At 57.5% G+C, this 19,204-nt stretch carries 18 protein-coding genes, 1 other RNA gene and 1 pseudogene; 10 read left to right on the forward strand and 10 right to left on the reverse strand.

Annotation, left to right across the window (positions count from 1 at the left end):
- Nucleotides 1-51: 51 nt before the first annotated feature.
- A complete protein-coding gene (locus tag SJQ66_RS18750) occupies nt 52-1,140 on the reverse strand; it encodes a porin (protein WP_236693325.1) in 1,089 nt (362 codons plus the stop codon).
- 434 nt (nt 1,141-1,574) lie between these two features.
- Nucleotides 1,575-2,318 carry a GntR family transcriptional regulator gene (locus SJQ66_RS18755; RefSeq protein WP_036008655.1) on the reverse strand — a complete coding sequence of 248 codons (744 nt, stop codon included), beginning with the start codon at nt 2,316-2,318 and terminating at the stop codon, nt 1,575-1,577.
- Between the two features lie 182 nt (nt 2,319-2,500).
- Between SJQ66_RS18755 and SJQ66_RS18760 the strand changes: the two genes are divergently transcribed.
- From SJQ66_RS18760 to SJQ66_RS18785, 6 genes are all read left to right on the forward strand, one after another.
- Nucleotides 2,501-2,926: a GlcG/HbpS family heme-binding protein gene (locus SJQ66_RS18760; protein WP_024902690.1), complete on the forward strand. Its 426-nt coding sequence runs from the start codon at nt 2,501-2,503 to the stop codon at nt 2,924-2,926.
- A 1-nt stretch (nt 2,927) separates the two neighbouring features.
- Nucleotides 2,928-3,977 carry an amidohydrolase family protein gene (locus SJQ66_RS18765; protein WP_046151843.1) on the forward strand — a complete coding sequence of 350 codons (1,050 nt, stop codon included), beginning with the start codon at nt 2,928-2,930 and terminating at the stop codon, nt 3,975-3,977.
- Nucleotides 3,974-4,867 carry a VOC family protein gene (locus SJQ66_RS18770; RefSeq protein ID WP_046151842.1) on the forward strand — a complete coding sequence of 298 codons (894 nt, stop codon included), beginning with the start codon at nt 3,974-3,976 and terminating at the stop codon, nt 4,865-4,867. Before SJQ66_RS18765 ends, SJQ66_RS18770 begins: the two co-directional genes overlap by 4 nt.
- A gap of 82 nt (nt 4,868-4,949) precedes the next feature.
- Nucleotides 4,950-5,822: a fumarylacetoacetate hydrolase family protein gene (locus SJQ66_RS18775; RefSeq protein ID WP_024902693.1), complete on the forward strand. Its 873-nt coding sequence runs from the start codon at nt 4,950-4,952 to the stop codon at nt 5,820-5,822.
- A 5-nt stretch (nt 5,823-5,827) separates the two neighbouring features.
- A complete protein-coding gene (locus tag SJQ66_RS18780) occupies nt 5,828-7,468 on the forward strand; it encodes a bifunctional 3-(3-hydroxy-phenyl)propionate/3-hydroxycinnamic acid hydroxylase (protein WP_320535154.1) in 1,641 nt (546 codons plus the stop codon).
- 61 nt (nt 7,469-7,529) lie between these two features.
- On the forward strand, nt 7,530-8,948 hold the full coding sequence (locus SJQ66_RS18785; protein ID WP_253462781.1) for an MFS transporter: 1,419 nt from the start codon (nt 7,530-7,532) through the stop codon (nt 8,946-8,948).
- 553 nt (nt 8,949-9,501) lie between these two features.
- Here the strand turns inward: SJQ66_RS18785 and SJQ66_RS18790 are convergent.
- A pseudogene (locus SJQ66_RS18790) lies at nt 9,502-10,672 on the reverse strand (IS3 family transposase).
- A 71-nt stretch (nt 10,673-10,743) separates the two neighbouring features.
- Here SJQ66_RS18790 and SJQ66_RS18795 point away from each other — a divergent pair.
- Complete coding sequence (locus tag SJQ66_RS18795) at nt 10,744-11,295, forward strand: MFS transporter (RefSeq protein ID WP_157684958.1); 552 nt, start codon at nt 10,744-10,746, stop codon at nt 11,293-11,295.
- Complete coding sequence (locus SJQ66_RS18800; protein ID WP_024902701.1) at nt 11,295-11,486, forward strand: hypothetical protein; 192 nt, start codon at nt 11,295-11,297, stop codon at nt 11,484-11,486. Before SJQ66_RS18795 ends, SJQ66_RS18800 begins: the two co-directional genes overlap by 1 nt.
- A 154-nt stretch (nt 11,487-11,640) precedes the next feature.
- Here SJQ66_RS18800 and SJQ66_RS18805 read toward each other — a convergent pair whose 3' ends face one another.
- Nucleotides 11,641-13,131 (reverse strand): asparaginase, encoded by a 1,491-nt coding sequence (locus SJQ66_RS18805; protein ID WP_320535155.1) that lies wholly within the window; start codon nt 13,129-13,131, stop codon nt 11,641-11,643.
- A gap of 402 nt (nt 13,132-13,533) precedes the next feature.
- Here SJQ66_RS18805 and lgt point away from each other — a divergent pair, with 402 nt between their 5' ends.
- Nucleotides 13,534-14,433 (forward strand): prolipoprotein diacylglyceryl transferase, encoded by a 900-nt coding sequence (lgt, locus tag SJQ66_RS18810; protein ID WP_024902703.1) that lies wholly within the window; start codon nt 13,534-13,536, stop codon nt 14,431-14,433.
- 99 nt (nt 14,434-14,532) lie between these two features.
- On the opposite strand, the gene SJQ66_RS18815 is transcribed toward lgt, so the two are convergent.
- The 4 genes from SJQ66_RS18815 to SJQ66_RS18830 form a co-directional block, all read right to left on the reverse strand.
- Entirely contained in the window at nt 14,533-15,279 is a 747-nt protein-coding gene (locus tag SJQ66_RS18815; RefSeq protein ID WP_253463080.1) for an SIMPL domain-containing protein, read from the reverse strand.
- Nucleotides 15,280-15,538: 259 nt separating this feature from the next.
- A non-coding RNA gene (gene ssrS / locus SJQ66_RS18820) (6S RNA) lies at nt 15,539-15,722 on the reverse strand.
- 412 nt (nt 15,723-16,134) lie between these two features.
- Nucleotides 16,135-16,449 (reverse strand): cell division protein ZapA, encoded by a 315-nt coding sequence (locus SJQ66_RS18825; RefSeq protein ID WP_024902705.1) that lies wholly within the window; start codon nt 16,447-16,449, stop codon nt 16,135-16,137.
- Nucleotides 16,439-16,828, reverse strand: coding sequence for a hypothetical protein (locus SJQ66_RS18830; RefSeq protein WP_024902706.1), 390 nt, complete (start codon nt 16,826-16,828; stop codon nt 16,439-16,441). Before SJQ66_RS18830 ends, SJQ66_RS18825 begins: the two co-directional genes overlap by 11 nt.
- 317 nt (nt 16,829-17,145) lie before the next feature.
- Between SJQ66_RS18830 and SJQ66_RS18835 the strand changes: the two genes are divergently transcribed.
- Entirely contained in the window at nt 17,146-17,778 is a 633-nt protein-coding gene (locus SJQ66_RS18835; protein ID WP_024902707.1) for a ParA family protein, read from the forward strand.
- 93 nt (nt 17,779-17,871) lie between these two features.
- Here SJQ66_RS18835 and panD read toward each other — a convergent pair whose 3' ends face one another.
- Nucleotides 17,872-18,261, reverse strand: coding sequence for an aspartate 1-decarboxylase (gene panD, locus SJQ66_RS18840; RefSeq protein ID WP_024902708.1), 390 nt, complete (start codon nt 18,259-18,261; stop codon nt 17,872-17,874).
- 6 nt (nt 18,262-18,267) lie between these two features.
- Nucleotides 18,268-19,116: a pantoate--beta-alanine ligase gene (gene panC, locus SJQ66_RS18845; protein WP_320535156.1), complete on the reverse strand. Its 849-nt coding sequence runs from the start codon at nt 19,114-19,116 to the stop codon at nt 18,268-18,270.
- Nucleotides 19,117-19,204: the final 88 nt, after the last annotated feature.

The following is a 19,204-nucleotide window of genomic DNA, read 5'->3' on the forward strand; positions in this document are numbered from 1 at the left end:
GCATCGAAGCAGGTTCGTGTTCAGCATTGCACGCACCTCCCCGGATAACGCTTAGAATTTATGCACGATACCCGCGATGAATGCGGTCAAGTTTCCACCTGCCTTGACGGGAATGCCTGCACCGGAAGCGTCATTCATAGAGAACGTAGCGGCACTGTGATTGCGAATTTCGGAAACCCCTGCGTATAGGCCGGTTCGCCTCGACAGACGATAGTCATAACGCACCGCATAGGATGAGGCATCACCGCTACTCCCAGCGCTCAGGCGATACTGTCCCACGCTGACCAAAACCGTCCCATGGGCTATATCTCGGACAAGGAAATTAACCTCGTAGAAATCGTGGTTGGGATTTGCATAGGTGCTATTGACTGCCGCGGTGACGCCAGTGGCATTGCGGTGCATTTGATACAGCGCGGCCGCCTTGACGCGTCCCCAGTCGTAAGACGCCGCGAAAAGATAGTAACGTCCGGTTGCCACCGGGCTGTTCTGGGTCACAACGGCGGTTTGTGCAAAGCGCTGCTGCAGATAGTCCGCGTCTGCTGAAAAATTGCCATGTACGTAATTGACGCCGGCAGACAAGGTATCGCCTAGCGAGGGCGGTTGGCCGGCGGTGCCATTTGTGCCACGCGCGTACAGCAACCTCACCAATGCCCCACCAATCGGTGCGCTAACGAAGCGCACCGAGTTTGCAGTTCTGGCAGAGGGTACAAACGCAAAATTATTGGTGGCATTACCCCATCCAAGGGTATTCAGCTCCCCCATCGAATAGTTTACGTAGGTAGTGAAAAGCGGGGTGTAGTTGTTGCCCAACTGCACCTGACCGAATTTCCCCCGTAAGCCGACCCACGCTTCCCGATTGAATTCCGCACCGTTGCCGGCAATCGTCCCGTTATTGGTATTAAAGCCATTTTCCAGCCGGAAGACCGCGGACAAGCCACCTCCCAGATCTTCGCTGCCCTGCAAGCCCCAGCGAGATGGCGCGACGCCACTTGAATCCAGCCGCGTTGTGGTTGTTCCTCCAGTACGCCCCACCTGGATGGCGGCGTCGATGATGCCATACAAGGTGACGTTCGATTGCGCGTAAGACATCGATGCCCAGGCACTCGCCGCCAGCGCTACAGCTAACTTCAATCTTTTCACAATGGTCCCCACAGTCGAGCCTGAAGCTCAGGTTTTTATAGAAGTGTCTGCGGAGCGTAATGAAAATTAAAGATATACAAAATAGGAGGAAACTATTATTCCTGTACAAAAAGTGGAAAATGTAGCGAAACGCACACTGCGGGTAAACCTGCGTGGTGCGAGTTCATCGCGGCCATTTACGAGCAAGGCATGGCGATCCGATGCAAAGCCTGCAAGCGCTCGCAACAAGGCGCATACGCGCATTTGATTGATATGTGGACGCACGCGAGGCAAGTGCGGTCCGGCCTTTTGGAGGCCGGCATCGCGATCGAGAAAGCGAGCGGTGGCTTTCACTGGAAATGCCACGTGATGAAGGTAACCGTGCAACAGGTGTTTGGCGGCGCTACGAGGCAGCCAGGCGGAAAGTACGGAAGAGGATGGAAGTTGCCGAGGTCTTAATCGGAGACGGTCGCGCCTTCTCCGGGAAAAAGTTCGGCGTCCGCGAGAATGATCTCGGCAGTGGTTTCGTAATGCGCCCTCAACAATCCAACGACCCTATCCACATCGCCTTCGACGAGCGCATCGAGCATGGCTTTGTGTTCTTCCCGCTCGTGCCGTTTTGGATAGACACGCCGGACGGCAAGCTGGCGATAACGATACAGTTGATCGCCCAACTGGTCGCAGAAATTGATTAGCCAGCGCGATCCGCAACCACTGATCAGGCATCGATGAAAAGCACGATGCAGCCGCTCCCACTCGGGATTTTCCTGGTATTCCACTTCAGAAAGAGACCGTACCACCTTCGACAATCGGTGATAAGCCAATACCACTTGCTCCTCCCATTCTGGAGAGTTCGCGGCAAACCCTTCGCGGATCGCGATTTCTTCCAACCAGCATCGCGTTTTCGTTATCTCTCGAAGATCGGCTGCGCTGACACCGGCCACGACAAAGCCCCTCCGGTCACGCCGTTCCACCAAGCCGTCGGATGTCAGGCGATTCAACGCCTCCCGGATCGGCGTCTGCCCTGATTGGTACTGCTCGCTGAGGTTCTCTATTTCCAACTTCCTGCCAGGCGTCAATTTGCCGTCGAGCAAATCGGCTCGCATCCGATCATAGAGATTGGTTGCCAGGGTAGCAAAAGACGGTGTCGTTTGGCCTTGCGCTGCACCTGCAGGCTGCGGCAAAGAAGGAGAAGACATGGCTGACCTGGAGAGGAACAAGAACGATCCGAATAATTTCGTAAGGACAAGTATAGCTTATCAGGGAAGAGGGGCGAATAGCGCCAAAACACGGGTTTTCCCTATTTTATATACAAAATCATATGAACTACAATTTTGTATATCTTGAGAGATGCAAGACCGATTGCAACGTGGAGTAGGACATGCCCGCTTTAACGCTTACCTTGGCAAGCAAGATTACCGACGCGGCCATTGCCGCCGCGCGCATGCAAAAGTTTGCGCCCATGGCGGTGGTTGTGGTGGACGCCGCCGGTCATGTGGTGACGCTTCAAAGGGAAGATGGCGCGACGATGATCCGCGTTGACATTGCGCTTGGAAAGGCCTGGACAAGTGCTGCAATGAGCGTGCCGACGCGGGATCTGGTGGGGCGCGCCAAAGACAATCCAGGCTTCTTCAATGCGCTGATGGCGACAGGCAAGGGGAAGTTTATTCCGCAGACCGGTGCCGTGCTCATTAAAGATGGCGACGGTGCGATTATCGGCGCGGTAGGCGCCAGTGGCGGTACAGGCGACCAGGATGAGCAGATCTGCTTGACTGCCCTGGCGGAAGTCCTTGACGGAGCGCATTGATATGCAAGGACGCCCGCTAGCGGCCCAATGTCGGTGTGCGATGGGCGGCGTGGATATCCACACCCATTTCGTGCCGTCGGATTTCCCCGCTTATATCGGAACAAAGATTCCCGTTGACTGGCCGTCGATGGCGCCCGCGGACGCCTGTCATCGGCACGTCATGATCAAGGAGAAGGTCTATCGGACCGTGTCCGACCTTTGCTGGGATGGTGAGAAACGGCGTCTTGATATGGACGCACAGGGTATTGGCCTTCAGGCCGTTTCTCCCATGCCCGAGCTATTGTCTTACTGGATGGATAAAAACGACGCTCAGGTCCTGTCACGCTATCTGAATGATCAGATCGGCGACATGGTGGCTGCAAGCGACGGACGCATGATCGGATTGGGCACCATACCGTTGCAGGATGTTGATCTGGCCATTCGCGAACTGACCCATCTCATGCGGAGTAATGTATTTGCGGGTGTAGAGGTGGGAAGTAATGTGAACGGCGTACCTATCGGCGACTTGCGATTTGCGCCTTTTTTTGAAGCGGCGGAAGCGTTGGGTGCGGCGGTTTTCGTGCATGCGCTCAAACCCACCGGGCAAGACCGATTGATCGGGCCTAAACCTTTGCTGCAGGCCCTGGCCTATCCTACCGACGTCGGCTTGGCGGCAGCATCGGTTATCTGCACCAATGTATTGACGAAATTTCCGAAACTACGCATCGCGTTTAGCCACGGCGGAGGAACGTTGGGCTCGCTTCTTCCGCGATTAGATCAGGCGTATCGCGTATTCGGAGTCTTGAATGACAGCATGCATACGGCGCCTGCTGTTCAGGCGCGCCAATTTTTTTACGACACGCTTGTTTTTGACGATGCGACGTTGCGCCATTTGATCGACCTGTTTGGTTCGACGCAGTTAATGATCGGCACGGACTACCCCTTCGCTTTCCGCGAAAACGACCCGCGTGCGCGGGTTGAAGCCGCGAGTGCCGACCAGCATCTACGCGATCTTCTTCTATATCGCAATGCTGAAATATTCCTTGGTCTTCATGCTGGGAGCGAGATATGACCTATCCGTTTGTTACCGCCTTGCGCGGTATTGACATTGGTGTGCCGGATATATCGGCGGCCACGCGTTTCTATACCGAGACATGGCATCTGGATGTCGTTGCGCAGACCGACGACGTTGTGTACCTCCGTGGTACGGGCCCTGCACATCACATACTCTCGCTGCATCGTGCGCCACGTTCGGAAGTACGGGCGGTCGTTTTTAATGTTGCGTCGTTGGAAGCGTTGTCGGAGCTGGCACGAACGATCCCCGAGTCCGGCGGAACGATCTTGGCGGGTCCGTCGGACGTAACCGGTCCGGAAAAGGGACGCGAACTCGTGGCAGCCGATCCGCAAGGACGCATCCTGCGTTTCGTGTATGGCGATATCCGGCATACCGATATCGATGCGGTGAAAGACCGTCCCGTCAAAATCACGCACGTCGTACTCAACAGCGAAAACGTCGCCGTCGCGCAGCAGTTTTTTGAGAAAGCATTGGGTTTTCGTCTATCTGATCGCACGCGAATCATGGCGTTCATGCGATGCAGTACGGACCATCACAGCATCGCGCTTGCCGACTCGCAAGAGAACAGTCTGAATCACATTGCCTTCCTGATGCCTGATCTGGATTCCGTGATGCGTGGCGGCGGACGCATGCGTGATGCCGGCTATCCCATCGAATGGGGTGTCGGGCGACACGGGCCGGGTAACAACGCATTCGCCTATTTTCTGGGGCCGTTTGATTTCGTCATCGAATATACCGCCGAGGTCGAGCAGGTTGACGATAGCTACAAGACAGGTGGCCCGGACGACTGGACATGGCCGCCAGGGCGAATTGATCAATGGGGCATTGGACAGCCGCCGTCGGCCCGCTTGAAAACAGCCCAAAAGACGATTTTTTTCGCGCGATAACGCGCACCGCCTGGTGAATTGCCGCCGTGCGTTGGCCAGGTTCCATCACTGAAGAGCATCGCGAAAAAGAGGGAAATGCACCATGAAGCTGCTGACATTCAAATCGAACGACGGATACCGTCTGGGTGTATTGGACGGTGATGAGGTCATTGATCTTGCTCGGTTCGATAGCACAGTGCCTGCCGATTTGCGCCAGGCATTGCTCGCTGGCGTTGACCTCGTCGCTGCCGCGAAGCGCGCTGTCGCCTCGGCCGCTGATCATCGCGTGCCGTACGGTTCAGTGAAGTTGGGTCCCGCGATCCCGGCGCCAGGCAAGGTGGTGTGTCTGGGTCATAATTTCTATGATCACGCCAAGGAAGGCGGCAACGATAAGCCGGTTTATCCCCTGATCTTCTTCCGCGGCGCCAGCTCGTTGATCGCGCACGGCGATCCGATCATTCGTCCGCAAGTCTCCGACAAGCTGGATTACGAAGCCGAAGTCATGGTAGTCATCGGCAAGCGTGCGCGTCATGTCAAGCGCGAAGATGCGTTAAGCCATGTTTTCGGTTACGCCTGCTTCAATGACGCATCGGTGCGTGACTATCAAAAGCGTACATCGCAATGGACGATTGGCAAGAATTTCGATAACACGGGAGCGTTTGGTCCCTATGTGGTGACAGCGGATGAACTGCCGCTTGGCGCGGAAGGTCTCGCGGTCGAACTGAGGTTGAATGGCGAAGTGATGCAACGCGCGAGTACGTCCGACATGATCTGGGGCGTCGCGGAAACAATCGAGCTGCTAACCGAATGTCTGACACTGGAACCCGGTGATGTGATTGCCATGGGAACGCCGGCAGGCGTGGGCTGGGCTCGCAAACCTCCGGTCTTTATGAAGGACGGAGACCGTGTTGAAGTCGAAGTCGAACGAATCGGCCTTCTGCAGAACAATGTGCAGGATGAAAGCCTGGCCCGGTGAAAGAAATGAATGCCCATTATGACGTTTTGATTGTCGGATTCGGTCCTTCCGGCGCGGTGGCGGCGAATCTGCTGGGTGCGGCTGGTCTGAGAATTCTTTGCATCGACGCTAGCCGGACGGTTTATGAAAAACCGCGTGCCATTGCGGTCGATCATGAAATCATGCGTGTTTTTCAGGAGATCGGCATTGTGGACGAGATCGCGGAGCATATCGCGGTCTTTCCACCGTCGGAGTTTTATGGCGTTGATGGGCAATTGATCAAACGTATCCATCAAGTTCCGGAGCCCTATCCATTAAGTTATATCCCCACGATGGTCTTCACGCAGCCGCCCGTCGAAGCTGCGTTGAGAGCGCATGCGGCGAAAAAGCCGAATGTCGAGATCGCCCTGGGGACTCGGCTGGTCGAATTTGATCGCGGGCAGGATGCCGCCATTGACCACGCGGGCGACGACGTTGGCACTCGCCCTGGCACAGCAAGCGGTGGCCGAACGCATGAAAAAATCACCGCGCATTTACGAGACGATACCGGGGTCGAGCGCACGGTGACGGCGGAGTACGTGATCGGTTGCGATGGCGCATCCAGCACGGTCCGGAATCAATTGGGCATTCGCTACGAAGATCTGGTCTTTGACGAACCCTGGCTTGTCATCGACATGATGGTCAATGAATCGGGGCTGGCAAAACTACCTTCGACGGCGGTCCAATACTGTGAGCCGAGCCGTCCTGCGACGTACATCGTCGGGCCGGGTCGTCATCGTCGTTGGGAGATCATGCTGCAAGAGGATGAGGATCCGAAACACATGCAGGAAGAGGCACAGGTGTGGCAGTTGCTATCCCGGTGGCTGGCGCCTGAAGACGGCGTACTGTGGCGTGCGGCCAGCTACCGATTCCATGCGCTGGTGGCGAAGGAATGGCGTAAGGGCAATGTCTTTATCGCCGGTGATGCAGCGCATCAGCAGCCGCCCTTTATTGGTCAGGGCATGTGCCAGGGCGTACGGGACGTGGTCAACCTGTGCTGGAAGCTCAAGCAGGTCATTCGAGGCGAGGCACGAGATACCTTGCTGGAGTCCTATCAGATCGAGCGCAGTACGCATGTTCGAACGCTCACTTCGCGGATCAAGGCGTTGGGGCAGGTTATTTGCGAACGTGATCTTGAAAAAGCCCGCCTAAGGGATGCGAGGCTGCTGGAAGAAGCGGGAGGGGTGATCAAGACGGTGACGCGTCAGGAAATCGTGCCACCGCTGCAAGCTGGCCTGCTATCAACGACGGATCACTTGGCGAACGGCACCTTGTTCCCGCAACCGCGTATTTGGCACGAAGGCAAGACGGCACTTTTTGACACGGTGATTGGGGACGGATGGCGGGTGGTGCTTGCGAACGATGAACCATTGCCGGCGTCACTGCGTACGTTGCTCTCGCAAAGGCATATTCGAATCGCGCAAGTATGCAAGGAACGTGAAAAGGTATCGGTCGAGGTGGAGGGTGAAACGCGTCGCGTCGTTGAGCTGGATCGTGTCTTGGAAAACTGGTTTGCCAAGCATGCCTGCACTGCGGCGATTGTACGCCCTGACCACTACGTTTATGGCGTTGCCGAGCATCCGAACGAACTGGTACCCATGCTTGAAGCGCTGTCATCCGTTATGTAGTTAGCCTTTCACGAGCGGCGCGCAGACGCCGCGAGAGGAACCGCTCCCGAGGAGGAGACAAATGGCTTTAATCAACGCGCGCGAAGAGCTTGCTCAAGCGCCCATAGGTGTCTTTCACTACAAGTTTGCAATACTTGTAGCCTTCATCATGTTTTTCGATGGCTATGATCTTTTCAATGCCGCGTATGTCATTCCGCTGGTACGCCAAACATGGCATCCGTCCGCGACATTGATCGGCATCATGTTATCGAGCGGCATTGCCGGTTTATCGATCGGATCCGTATTGCAAGGACTGCTTTCGGACCGATTTGGTCGCCGCAAGATCATGATCCTGGCGCTGTGGCTGCTTACTGTAGCAAGCCTTATACTCGCCACGATGGTAAGCGGTGCAATCGAGTTTGCCATTGCGCGACTCGTTTTAGGCACGGCGCTGGGGATGGTTACCCCGCTGGCCTTGACGTGCATCAATGAATGGGCGCCGCGCAAACAAGCGAATACCTATGCCACGTGGGTTTTTCAGTTTGGCTTTTCGGCTGGCGGCATTTTTGCAGGCATTGCCGGCATCACCTTGACGCATCGGTTCGGTTGGCAGTCTCTTTATTATATCGGGGGATTGTCGGCACTGGTCGCGCTCGCCGCAACGGCTTGGCTGCCAGAGTCGATTCAGTATCTGCTGCTTCACAACAATCCAGAGCGCGTGCGTAAATGGCTGACTATCGCGAGGCCGGATCGTAAGGATTCTTACGCCAATGCGGAGTTCTCGGTTATTAATCCTATTAGCCGGATTGGCTCGATTACGGATTTGCTGTCTCCGCTATATCGCCGCAATACTATCGTCCATTGGATCGTGGGGTTTCTGAGTCTCTTTTGTATCCATGGGCTAACGGGCTGGCTCCCGTCTCTGGTGATTGCAAGTGGCGCCGGGGTGAACTCCGCATTCGGTTACGGCACGCTGACGATGATCGCTTCCGTGTTCGGCGGTATCGGCATGGGATGGCTTGCCGATCGCTTGGGAAGCCGTATCCGCGCCATGATTATTGGCTATGTGATGGCTGCGGTGTCAATGGGTGCTCTAGGTTTTGCGTTGGGCCACGGCTTTGTCCTGCCAATGGTGGCGGCCACGGGGTTCTTCATTTTCGGTGCGCAGGCCGTGTTGAATAACTATCAGGCCATGAGCTATCGCACGGAAGTCCGCGGCACCGGGATGGGGGTTGCCGTGGGGTTGAATCGCGTCGGCGGTATTCTCGGCCCTGTGATCGTTGGTGCGATCGCGACGTTTAATTCGAGTGCGTGGATCACCTTCGCCGTATTTGCTCTCGCGCTATTGCTGGCTGCCATTATCATCTCATTGGGCAAAATTGAAATTGCCTCGCTGCCTTCCGATCAGATGGCCGTGGCGGCGAAAGCAGTCGCAAGCACTGATGCGACGCAGTCGACGGAACGCCACGACGCTACACCCGGTTGGAGAGCGGGTCATTAATTGAAGAAGTAGATAATTGCGGACGGGCGCCCAGGGTTGAGGTTGGCTGTGAACGGCGCTTGGTTTTTGAATGCGCTACGGCCTTTCGTTGTCAAGACCTCGTTATGAACACAAGACCTATTCCTAACGTCGCAGAGGCAATCAGCGCCGCCGCGCAGTAATACAACAGTGGCAAGCTCTGCTGTCCTAAACTTATCGGAAGCGAAAACGCGAAAAGAGCCGCGCCTTGCGTCAGCATATTCGCGGTGCCGCGCGAATGGCCAAGTGATGCCTGAGGCGCGAGCATTAGAAATCGCGCTTCTCCTCTCATTCGCACGATGGAAAAGGCGATACCTAACAGCCAATGTATCGCTGCCAAAAGCACCAACATTGTTGTAACTGGAACCAAAGCTAACAATACAGCCATTGCAAAAAGAACCGTGAGGTCAACAAAAACTGACGTCGAAGAACGTGACTGGCGGGCCGCAAGCCACGTGCTCGCTATTATCGAACCAACCGACCACGCAATTTCCAGCAACGAATATGACCATGCCTCGTTTCCACGTACAGCAACTCACGCTGCCTTTTGCATAGCCTCGTAATCGCACGGCCTGCAATATTCAATCGACGAATGGATGCGTTGACGATTGTAGAAGCCTTCAATCCAATCCACTACATCCAGCTTTGCTTGCCCCCGTGTTTCGTATCGATGTCGCGACGTTTGCTCCACTTTTAACGTCTTGAAGAAGCTTTCCATCGCCGCATTGTCCCACGCGTTTGCTCGCCGACTCATCGACATCGTTGCGCTAACTCCCGATAACGCCAGCTTGCGTAGTGGCTCCCGCTATCGGAATGCAGAATCAGCCCCGCACCGGGACGACGCTGCCAGTATGCCGCACGCAGCGCATTGCAAACAAGCTCGGCGTCGATATGCTCGGACATCGACCAGCCGACTATCCTCCGACTTCCCAAGTCCAATACAGCGGCCAGATATAACCAGCCCTCGCTTGTGGGCAGGTACGTTATGTCCGTTGCCCAAGCCTGATTCATATCCCAACCATCAAATCGGCGTGCCAGTACATTAGGTGCCACGGGCAGCCGGTGGGCCGAGTCCGTCGTTACTTTCCATGCTCTCTTGTACACGGGCCTTCGCCCCTGACGCACAAGGCTTCTACGCACGCGCTCAGCACTCGTTTTTATGCCGCTTGCGGCCAGTTCTTTCACCAGCCTGGGGCGACCGTAGGTGACGCGACTTCTCGCGTGTAGCGCCGCTATTTTCGCATCCAGCGCGGCACGTCGCCGTGCGCTTTTACTAGGCGCTCGCACACGCCATTGGCAGTATCCGCTGCGCGAGACGCTCAACACCCGACATAGCCGGCTGACATCGTATTGGTCGCGGTTAGCGTCGATCCATGCATACTTCACCGCGACCCCTTCGCGAAGCATGCCGTCGCTTTTGAGAGGATCTCCACATCGAGTTTCGCGCTCGCCAACTCTTTGCCAAGCCGACTGATCTCGGCTTCCAGTTCCGATACACCTGGCTTGGCGCGACTCGCCAGCGTTGGTATGCGAGTCCCTGACGCAGCCCCTGCACGCTGCTGCTGACGCGCCCAGTTGCCGATCGTCGCAACCGGTACCCCAAGGCGACGCGCCGCCTCGTTATGCCCGACAGAATTTGCCAGCCTTACCGCTTGCGTTCGGAACTCCTCCGTGTAGCGACGATTCGGTACAGTCTTTTCGCCCATCTCGACCTCCGTTCAACAGATTATCTAACGTTTCTGCTGTACGTCGTTTCGAGGCAAGGTCAGACTTATGGTTGATTGCTGTTACTGAAGCGGCGTTTGCAGTGGGATTACTGGTGGGTAGCCTGTCACTGGTCAAGTGCGCCAACCATCGCCGGGGCCGACCAAACGTGGTGTTCGGAGGATTCCTGCTGGTGGGGTTCACCATGTCTGCCTGCGGCATCTTTAGCGATTTCTTCCACACCGAGCCGCGGTGGTTCGCCAGCGTGACGGTACTGCTGCTGTTCATCGGCGGTATCGGTCTGGTCATGGTCACAGTCAATACGTCCACCGTGCGGATGCTGGCCACACCAGACCATTACAGAAACCGGATTGGTTCGGCGACGTCTTTCATCTCCGGGATGGTCATTCCGTTTGGGACCTTGGTTGGTGGCGCGTTTTCAGGGGTGTTAGGCGTGAGCTACGCCATGGCGGTCCTGGGCCTGCTCATTATCCTGGCCGTTGTCCCGTGCATGTTCAGCGCGGTGCTGGTGCAGGTTCTGGGCATGCGTGATGAGCAGATAAAGAACGTCTACAAGGACTTTTACCCTGATGCTTTCCCGGGGACTGAAGGAGGTAACGATTAGTGACTGCCTCGACCGCCGCACCCATCACCGTAAACAACGCTCCGACGGTTCCCGCTTCTTTTTGGGATCACTTTGTTCGCCTCGCGCAAGACAAATCGCAGCCGGTGGTAATCGAGAAGGGCGCACTCGAACTGTTGATGCTAGAGGACGTTTTTCAACTGGCGAAAAACGTCGTTGCTTCGCAAGAGTAGGCATGTTCAGCCACGGCACTGCCTGAGACTTCTGTGAAAGCCCGATCAAGGTTTTGATGGCGTCAAAAGGCGGGCAGCACAGCGGTCCAGTACCGTCTTCAAGTCGCTGTACGAGGTTGCGCTGCCGATGCAAAGCGGCACTTTTGCTACCCCATCACCCCAGCAGCGCTGCCGCGATCTGCTGCGTAGGCACATCGGCCGCTAGCAGCAACCGCAGCAATACCCGCGCTTTTTGCGGGTTCAACCGTCCGGCGGGTAGCCCTTCCGCATGCGGCGTTACATGTCCGCCGCCGGTTCGTGTGGTGCGTACCACCGGCACGCCGGCATCGATCAATGCCGCTACGCGCGGCTTCCAGGTGTTTGGCAGCGAGCCGTTCCCCACGCAGGCAATCACCAAGCCAGCCGCGCCGCCTTGGACAGCCGCATCGATAAGATCGGTGCTCATGCCTTGATGGCCATAGAGAATGTCAACGCGCGGCAGTGGCGGCAATGCGTCGAGGTTAAAGGTCACCAGACCGGCCGGCCGCGCCGCTTCAAAGAAGAAGTGAGGGCGCAGGCCGATAAAGTAGCCGAGATACCCCGCCTCGCCACCATCGAAGGCGTCGGTCTGGTTCGCGTGCCGCTTGGTCGTATAGAACGCCGAGCCAATGCGGTCGGCCAGCACGATCATCGGTCCTCGTCCTGCGGCGTGAGGACTGGCAGCCAATGATACGCCCTGCAGCAGGTTCATTGGTCCGTCGGCGCTGACCGCTGTAGCAGGACGCATGGCGCCCACCAATACCACCGGTTTTGGTGATCGCACCGTCAATGCAAGCAAGAAGGCCGTCTCCTCTAGCGTGTCCGTGCCATGCGTGATGACCACGCCGTCCAGCTCCGGATCGGCCAATGCGCCATCAATCCGTTGCACGAGCTGCGTCAACTGCGCATCGCCGAGGTCCTTGCTGGACACATTGGCGAATTGCTCATAGCTGACGTTCGCCCCGTCTGCCAGCTCCGGAATGGTTTCCAGCAGCGTGTCGATGCCCACGCCAACCGTGTAGCTGGCGGTTTCGGTGGCCGATGCGGCGCTGCTGGCGATGGTCCCACCGGTCGCGAGCACCAGCACGGCGGCACGACGCGACGGTGATGATGCCAACGCACTGTCGCTTTCTATGGCCGGTGGCATGTCGGCGGGGTAGGTCGCTGGCTTCTTGGACGCTGTGGCGCGCGAAGTCCGGCGCGGAACGGAAGGCTGCGCCGGCATGGCGATCCGGGTCGGCGCATTTGACGCCAGCACCGTCGATACGGCGTCACCGGTCACCTTCTTCTTGCCACTGCGTGTGGACGGGGCCTTGACGTCGTGCTTTCGATCCTTCGCTTTCTTGGCTTTCTTCTTCTTTGATGACATAAGTGGTTCCGATTGCCCGCCTTGCAAGCCCGCATCCTCGTCAGGCATGGTGATGGCGCGTTCGATGAATGCGTCGACAGCGTTGGGATGCAGATGGCCCCGTATTACCCAAATGCCGACCGCCCGGTTGCCGCGATCGGCACGGAGGGCCGAATCGCGATCATATTGCCACGTCGTACCCCGGGCCATGCCGCCTTTAAGCCAGCGCCAGCGCTGCGGCGTTACGAATGAACGGCTGCAGCGCGCCAGAGTAATCACTGGTCAACCCATAGTCCAGTGCAATTTTTCGCGCATCCATTGGACGAGCATTTACGCGCGATCGATATCGACCGCTCATTGCCCCTCGGCCCTGGCGTCTGCATGTCTTGTCTGTCGCGCTTGGATAGCGCGATGTCCTTTCGCGTGTTCCCGGTCGCGGATACCCCGCCGGATCGCCGACGGGGAACGTGCCGCATGCGTTCGACCGCCCTGGATGAGGGTTTTATGACATCATAACGGGCTATTATCAGGTGCCCGGGATGTGATTCCGTCGAAATTGCGTCAAAAGCGGACAATTGCAAGGTGTTGTCGGCTGAACGTCAGCAATAAGGCGGCGCTTGCCGAGCCATCCATCTCATCGATGCCACCCCGGACACGATTCTTACCCTGACGAAGGCTGCTATGCTGCTTCATCCTGATTTCAATCCAATCGCGATCCAGCTCGGGCCGTTGGCAATCCGCTGGTATGGCCTGATGTACTTGCTGGCGTTCGTCCTCGGCGTGGTCGTGTTGCGGCTTCGTCTGAAGCAGCCGCAAATAGCGTCCCAGGGATGGGATAAGCGCGACATCGACGATCTGCTGTTCTATGCAGTGTTGGGAGTGATCCTCGGCGGCCGGATCGGCTATATCTTGTTCTACAAGGCTGATTATTATTTCGCGAACCCCGCCGCGATTTTTCGGGTGTGGGAGGGCGGCATGTCATTCCACGGTGGGTTCCTTGGCGTTGCCCTGGCCATGTGGTTGTTCAGCCGGAGCCGGAAGCGCCCGCTGCTGCAAGTGACCGATTATTTGGCGCCGGCCGTGCCACTTGGCATTGCGGCGGGGCGTTTCGGCAATTTCATCAACGGTGAGCTATGGGGGCGGGTGACAAGCCCGTCCTTGCCATGGGGCATGATGTTCCCGCAGGCAGCGGGGGAAGATCGTCAATGGATGATGACCCACGCGGCCGAGGCGGCAGCGAAAGGGCTGAACGCGGTCTATCCGATCCACGGCTTGCTGCCGCGTCATCCCTCCGAATTGTACGAAATGGCGCTGGAAGGCTTTATCCTGTTTGCCGTCATGTGGCTGTTCTCACGCAAGCCGCGCCCCATGGGCGCGGTGACTGGCGTGTTCATCGTCGGTTATGGCATTGCACGGTGCCTGGTCGAGTTCACGCGCCAACCGGATGATTTCCTCGGATTGCTGGCACTTGGTCTGTCCATGGGGCAGTGGTTGTCCATCCCGATGATCTTGTTCGGTATCGGCATGATCATCTGGGCTTTCAAACGAAATAAGCCCCTTCCTGCGGGTCAGTCCGTTTAAGCGGGCAGCGGGGAGCGCGATGCTCCACCGCATCGGCTGACGTGACCATTGTGGAATGGGCGCTGCTGGTCAAGGGCCTGGCGTTTCACCGCGCAGCGCTCAGGGCACCATCTGAACACTCCCGTTGACGTCCACTGTCACCGTGGTCGTCCCTGCCTCCACCGGTACCGCACTCATCTTTGCCATCGGCGCTGCCGCCATCGACATCATGGCGATACGCGGTTGGCGGATGTTGCCACTATGCCCCAGTTGCACCTCGCGGATCGAGAACCCGTGATAGCCGAAGGCCTTAGCGGCCGCCTCGGCCTTTTGCCGGAATGCAGCGATGGCGACGTCCGTCAGTCGGGATTCGGCTTGCTGCCGCTTGGTGCGCGACAAAGAGAACGACACATCTGCAACCTGCATCTGGTCACCGAGATCACCCGCGAGCTTTGATGCCGCGGCAAAGTCTTGGGATTCCAATATCAATTCGCTTCGTCCCCGCCAGGCGACAATTTTGCCGTCACGATCAGTCGATGGGGAAATGGAAAACGAGCCGGTGCTGACCTTGACGGATGACTGCGACCTTGACTTGTCAAGCGCTGCCTGCGTTTGCTGATTCAACTGCCGTGCAACGGTGGCGGAGTCATTGCCCTGTCGTTCCGAGAACAAAGTGATGCGGATTTCATCGGCGGGCACGTCGTTACTGGCCGAGGCGTCAAGTTGTAGTACCCCCGACGGTGGCGATTGCAGGGTTGACTGAGCATGTGCAATCCGCGGCGCCGCGAGCAGTGCGATACTTATCGCGCCGATACCAGCCATTGCACACAGCGCCGTGGCGATGCGGGACGCGCTGACGGTATCCATCGCCTTGTAGACAGGAACGGACAGTGCAGCCGACGTGGCTGCCGGCGCCTGTGGTCTGATGGGGGAACGCGATGCGATCATGGATTGTCGTCTCCTGTATGGATGGTCCATGATAAACCGCCTCGTGCAAATCGACCTTCGGGTTTTACGCGGAAAAAGTAAGGACTACGTATTAATTGCTAAAAAACAAAAAGCGGCATGAGCCAACGCTCATGCCGCCACCAGAGCGCGATATCGATAATCGATCGATATCGCCAATAAGATCCCCGCCTTAGCCGCTTGGCCGGCATCCTGAACCGGAGTTCAAGATCGGCCGCAGTAAGAAACGCTTCGGGTTCGTCAGACAGAGTGACGCTCACGCCCGCATTTCAATGTCCCGCGACCTGTGCTGAGTAAGCATTGGTTCAAGGAATTTATGACCATCGCGAACCAGGCAGGGAAACCGTAAAATCTGTGTTGCCACGCAGATGAGCACTGTTGCTGTTCCTCTGCGTTTCATTCATTAACCGCTTTTCATCGTCGTTTGTCAACCTCCGTGCAGCCTATATCGACGATTTCTTCAAACCGATGCTACATCGTCACAGAACACACTTTTAGCGTCCAAAGTACGTAAATTTATCGCGACCACAGTATGGATCGACAAATTCATTGTGCCATAAGCGAACGTTCGATGCATGCTGAGCCCCTGACTTCAGGCCATTGTGCCGATCCGTTGCAGGCATACATCGGCAGCGCAACGTGCCGTGCTTGCCTGTCAATGTCCCGCATCTCGTATGAAGATAGGCGCTGATCGGCGATGCCGCAAGGGCCGATCGCGAATATATTTTCGATGTCCGGGTGCAGGCCGCCGTTACGTTATTGCATTGCCGCGCGGGACACGGCATTATCGATGTCGGTGTTCATCCGTTCCAACGCCGCACGGATCTGCTCCGCGGGAAACGCTTCGCCGTGTCGCACGCTTTCTTGCAGATTCATCAGCTCGGACGCGATGCTTAGAGCGGCCATCACGGCCAATCGGTCCGTGCCGCGGATGGCGCTGTTTTCACGCACTTTGTGCATTTCCGAGTCGACCCGTGCAACGGCGGCACGCAAGATGGGCTCCGTTTCAGGTGAACAGGCAAGCCGGTAGCTTTGCCCCAGGATCTTGACTTCGATCTGCTTAGCGGCCATAGGATTCTCCCTCCACATGCGGCTCTTGTTCGGCCATTACCTCGGCGCCTGCCGCGTCGTGATGGTGCGTGTTGCCGTCCGCTCGCGCGTCGGCACCATCCTGCTGCGCCGCGTTCCGGTCTCGGGGGGGCGGCAGCTTTTCGAGGATGGCGTTTAATTTGACCTGCGCATCCTCGATCTTGGCGAGCAACGTGTCCCGTTCCTGTCGCAGGGCGTCGCGCTCGGCGCGCAACGCATGATTGGCGGTCAGGGCCTCATCGCGTTCGACGCGCATGCGGTTTAACTGTGTCTCACGGTCTCCTAGCGTCTGGCGATTGGAATCGACCAGACGCAGAAGTCGCGTAATTTTCTCGGATAGTGAATCGAGTTCGTTCAACATGGTGAGCGGGTCCTCAGAATTCCGGGCATTTTAACCCGGAACACGGACCATACCGAAACACGGTTGCAGGTTGTTTCGAATTGTTCTGTCGGATGGGGCACCGGGGGTATCCGAGGCGTCCTGTTTCCCCTCACTCACGGGTGGGGAGCCGCCGTTTCTGGGGCGAACCAGGGGATCGGCGTCCCTCTCACGTTTTCTGCTCCAGGCAGGCGACGGGACACGCCCATTAGCCATTACCCTCGATTGCACGGGACGACCATGCACACGACTGTCCACTTCAACGATAATAGGGTTTCGTTCGGACTACGGGAGACGTCATGTCGGTCATTGCGGTCGTGAATCCTAAGGGCGGAGCAGGCAAAAGTACGTTGGCAACAAATTTGGCGGGCCATTTTGCGGCAAACGGCGAGTGGACGGCCTTGGGGGATATAGATCCGCAACGCTCGTCTCACGGCTGGCTCGACATACGCTCTCCCATGCTGCCTGCCATCGAACGGTGGGAGCTGGATGTCGACGCGCCGGCCCGCCCTCCGAAAGGCATCGAATTTGCGGTACTCGATACGCCCGCGGGTCTAAGCGGCCCAGTTCTGCATCAGGTGGCAAGCATTGCCGACAAATTGATCGTGCCGCTCCAGGCGTCGATTTTCGATATCTTCGCGACGCAGGCTTTTCTGCAGACGCTGGCGGAGGATAAGACGCTGAAACGGCGTCACACGCAGATCGGCATCGTCGGCATGCGCGTGGACCAGCGCACAAAGGCCGCCGACGAGTTGCATCGCTTTGTAAAGGGCCTGGGCATCACGGTGCTGGGAGATTTGCGCGACACGCAGAATTACGTGCAGATCGCGGCACATGGCCGGTCTATTTGGGACGTCGCGCCCAGCCGCGTCGAGAAGGACGTCGCGCAGTGGACGTCGATCATCGACTGGGTACGCGCTAAAAGCGCCTGATCACGCCCAAAATGCCTCGATGGATCGGGGAAGGCCCGTGATTGGTGCAAAAACGCGATGTCGATCCAAAGACGGCCGGCAGATCACCGTTGATCAACCGGGCGCCGATTGGAGCGGCACGTGACCGCGCGTCTCCTTGATCTTGTTGTCCGCGTCGACAAACACCAGATGCGGTGTGACGCCGGCTTGGACGTCTTTCTCATGGATCATGGCAAACGCGGCGATGATCACCAGGTCGCCAATTTCCGCGCGCCGCGCCGCCGATCCATTCAGCGAGATCATGCCGCTACCGCGTTCGCCACGGATGGCATACGTCGTGAAACGTTCGCCATTATTGATGTTCCAGATGTCGATCTGCTCGTTTTCGGCGATATTGGATGCTTCCAGCAAGTCTTCATCGATCGCGCACGACCCTTCGTAATGCAGCTCGCACTGCGTGACGGTGGCACGGTGGATCTTCGACTTCAACATTGTACGAAACATGTTGGTTCAGATTTCCAGATTGTCGATTAAACGGGTGCCGCCCAATTTCGCGGCCGCGAGCACCACCAGGGATTCGGCCGTTGCCGCATGTGCAATGTCATCGGTCTGCGGGGCCCTCAAGTCCGCACGGCGTCGGATGGCGATGTAGTCCGGCTGCCAACCGGTGCCTTGCAACGCCGTGCGTGCCTTTGCCTCGAGCGCCCCCAGGTCTTGCTCGCCCGCCCGCACGCTGGCGCGTATTTCGGAGAGCAACGCGTACAGGCGCGGTGCCTCGGCGCGGTCCGCCGCGCTCAGGAAGCGGTTGCGTGACGACAGCGCCAGACCGTCGGTGTCGCGTACCGTCTCCGCCGCGATGATATCGGTGGGCAGCGCGAACTGCTGTGCGAGCTTGCGTACGATCATCAGTTGCTGGTAATCCTTCTTGCCGAACACCGCCACACGGGGATTGACGCAACTGAACAGCTTCATCACGACCGTGCAGACGCCGGCAAAGAAGCCCGGACGGAACTCGCCTTCGAGAATGCCGCCGAGATCCGACGGCGGATGCACGCGATATTCCTGCGGCTCTGGATACAGGTCCGACTCGGTGGGGGCAAACAACACGTAGACGTTCTCGCTTTGCAGCTTCTCGATGTCTTCCTGCAACGTACGCGGATAGCGGTCGAAATCCTCGTTCGGGCCAAATTGCAGCCGGTTCACGAAAATACTGGCGACCACGGGGTCCCCATGCTGGCGTGCCTGACGCATTAGCGTCAGATGACCTTCATGCAGATTGCCCATCGTCGGCACGAAGGCAATGCGCGTCTGTCCGCGCAAATGGTCGCGCAATTCGTGAATCGAACTAATGACTTTCATGGTGCGGCACGGTCTCCTAGCGTCCGGCGCGATGCCTGCGGCGACATCGCGGTCAATGGTGTCTTTTCAGCCTTGTCAGTGTGGTACA

It is taken from the genome of Robbsia andropogonis (genome assembly GCF_034047095.1).
GTDB lineage: Bacteria > Pseudomonadota > Gammaproteobacteria > Burkholderiales > Burkholderiaceae > Robbsia > Robbsia andropogonis.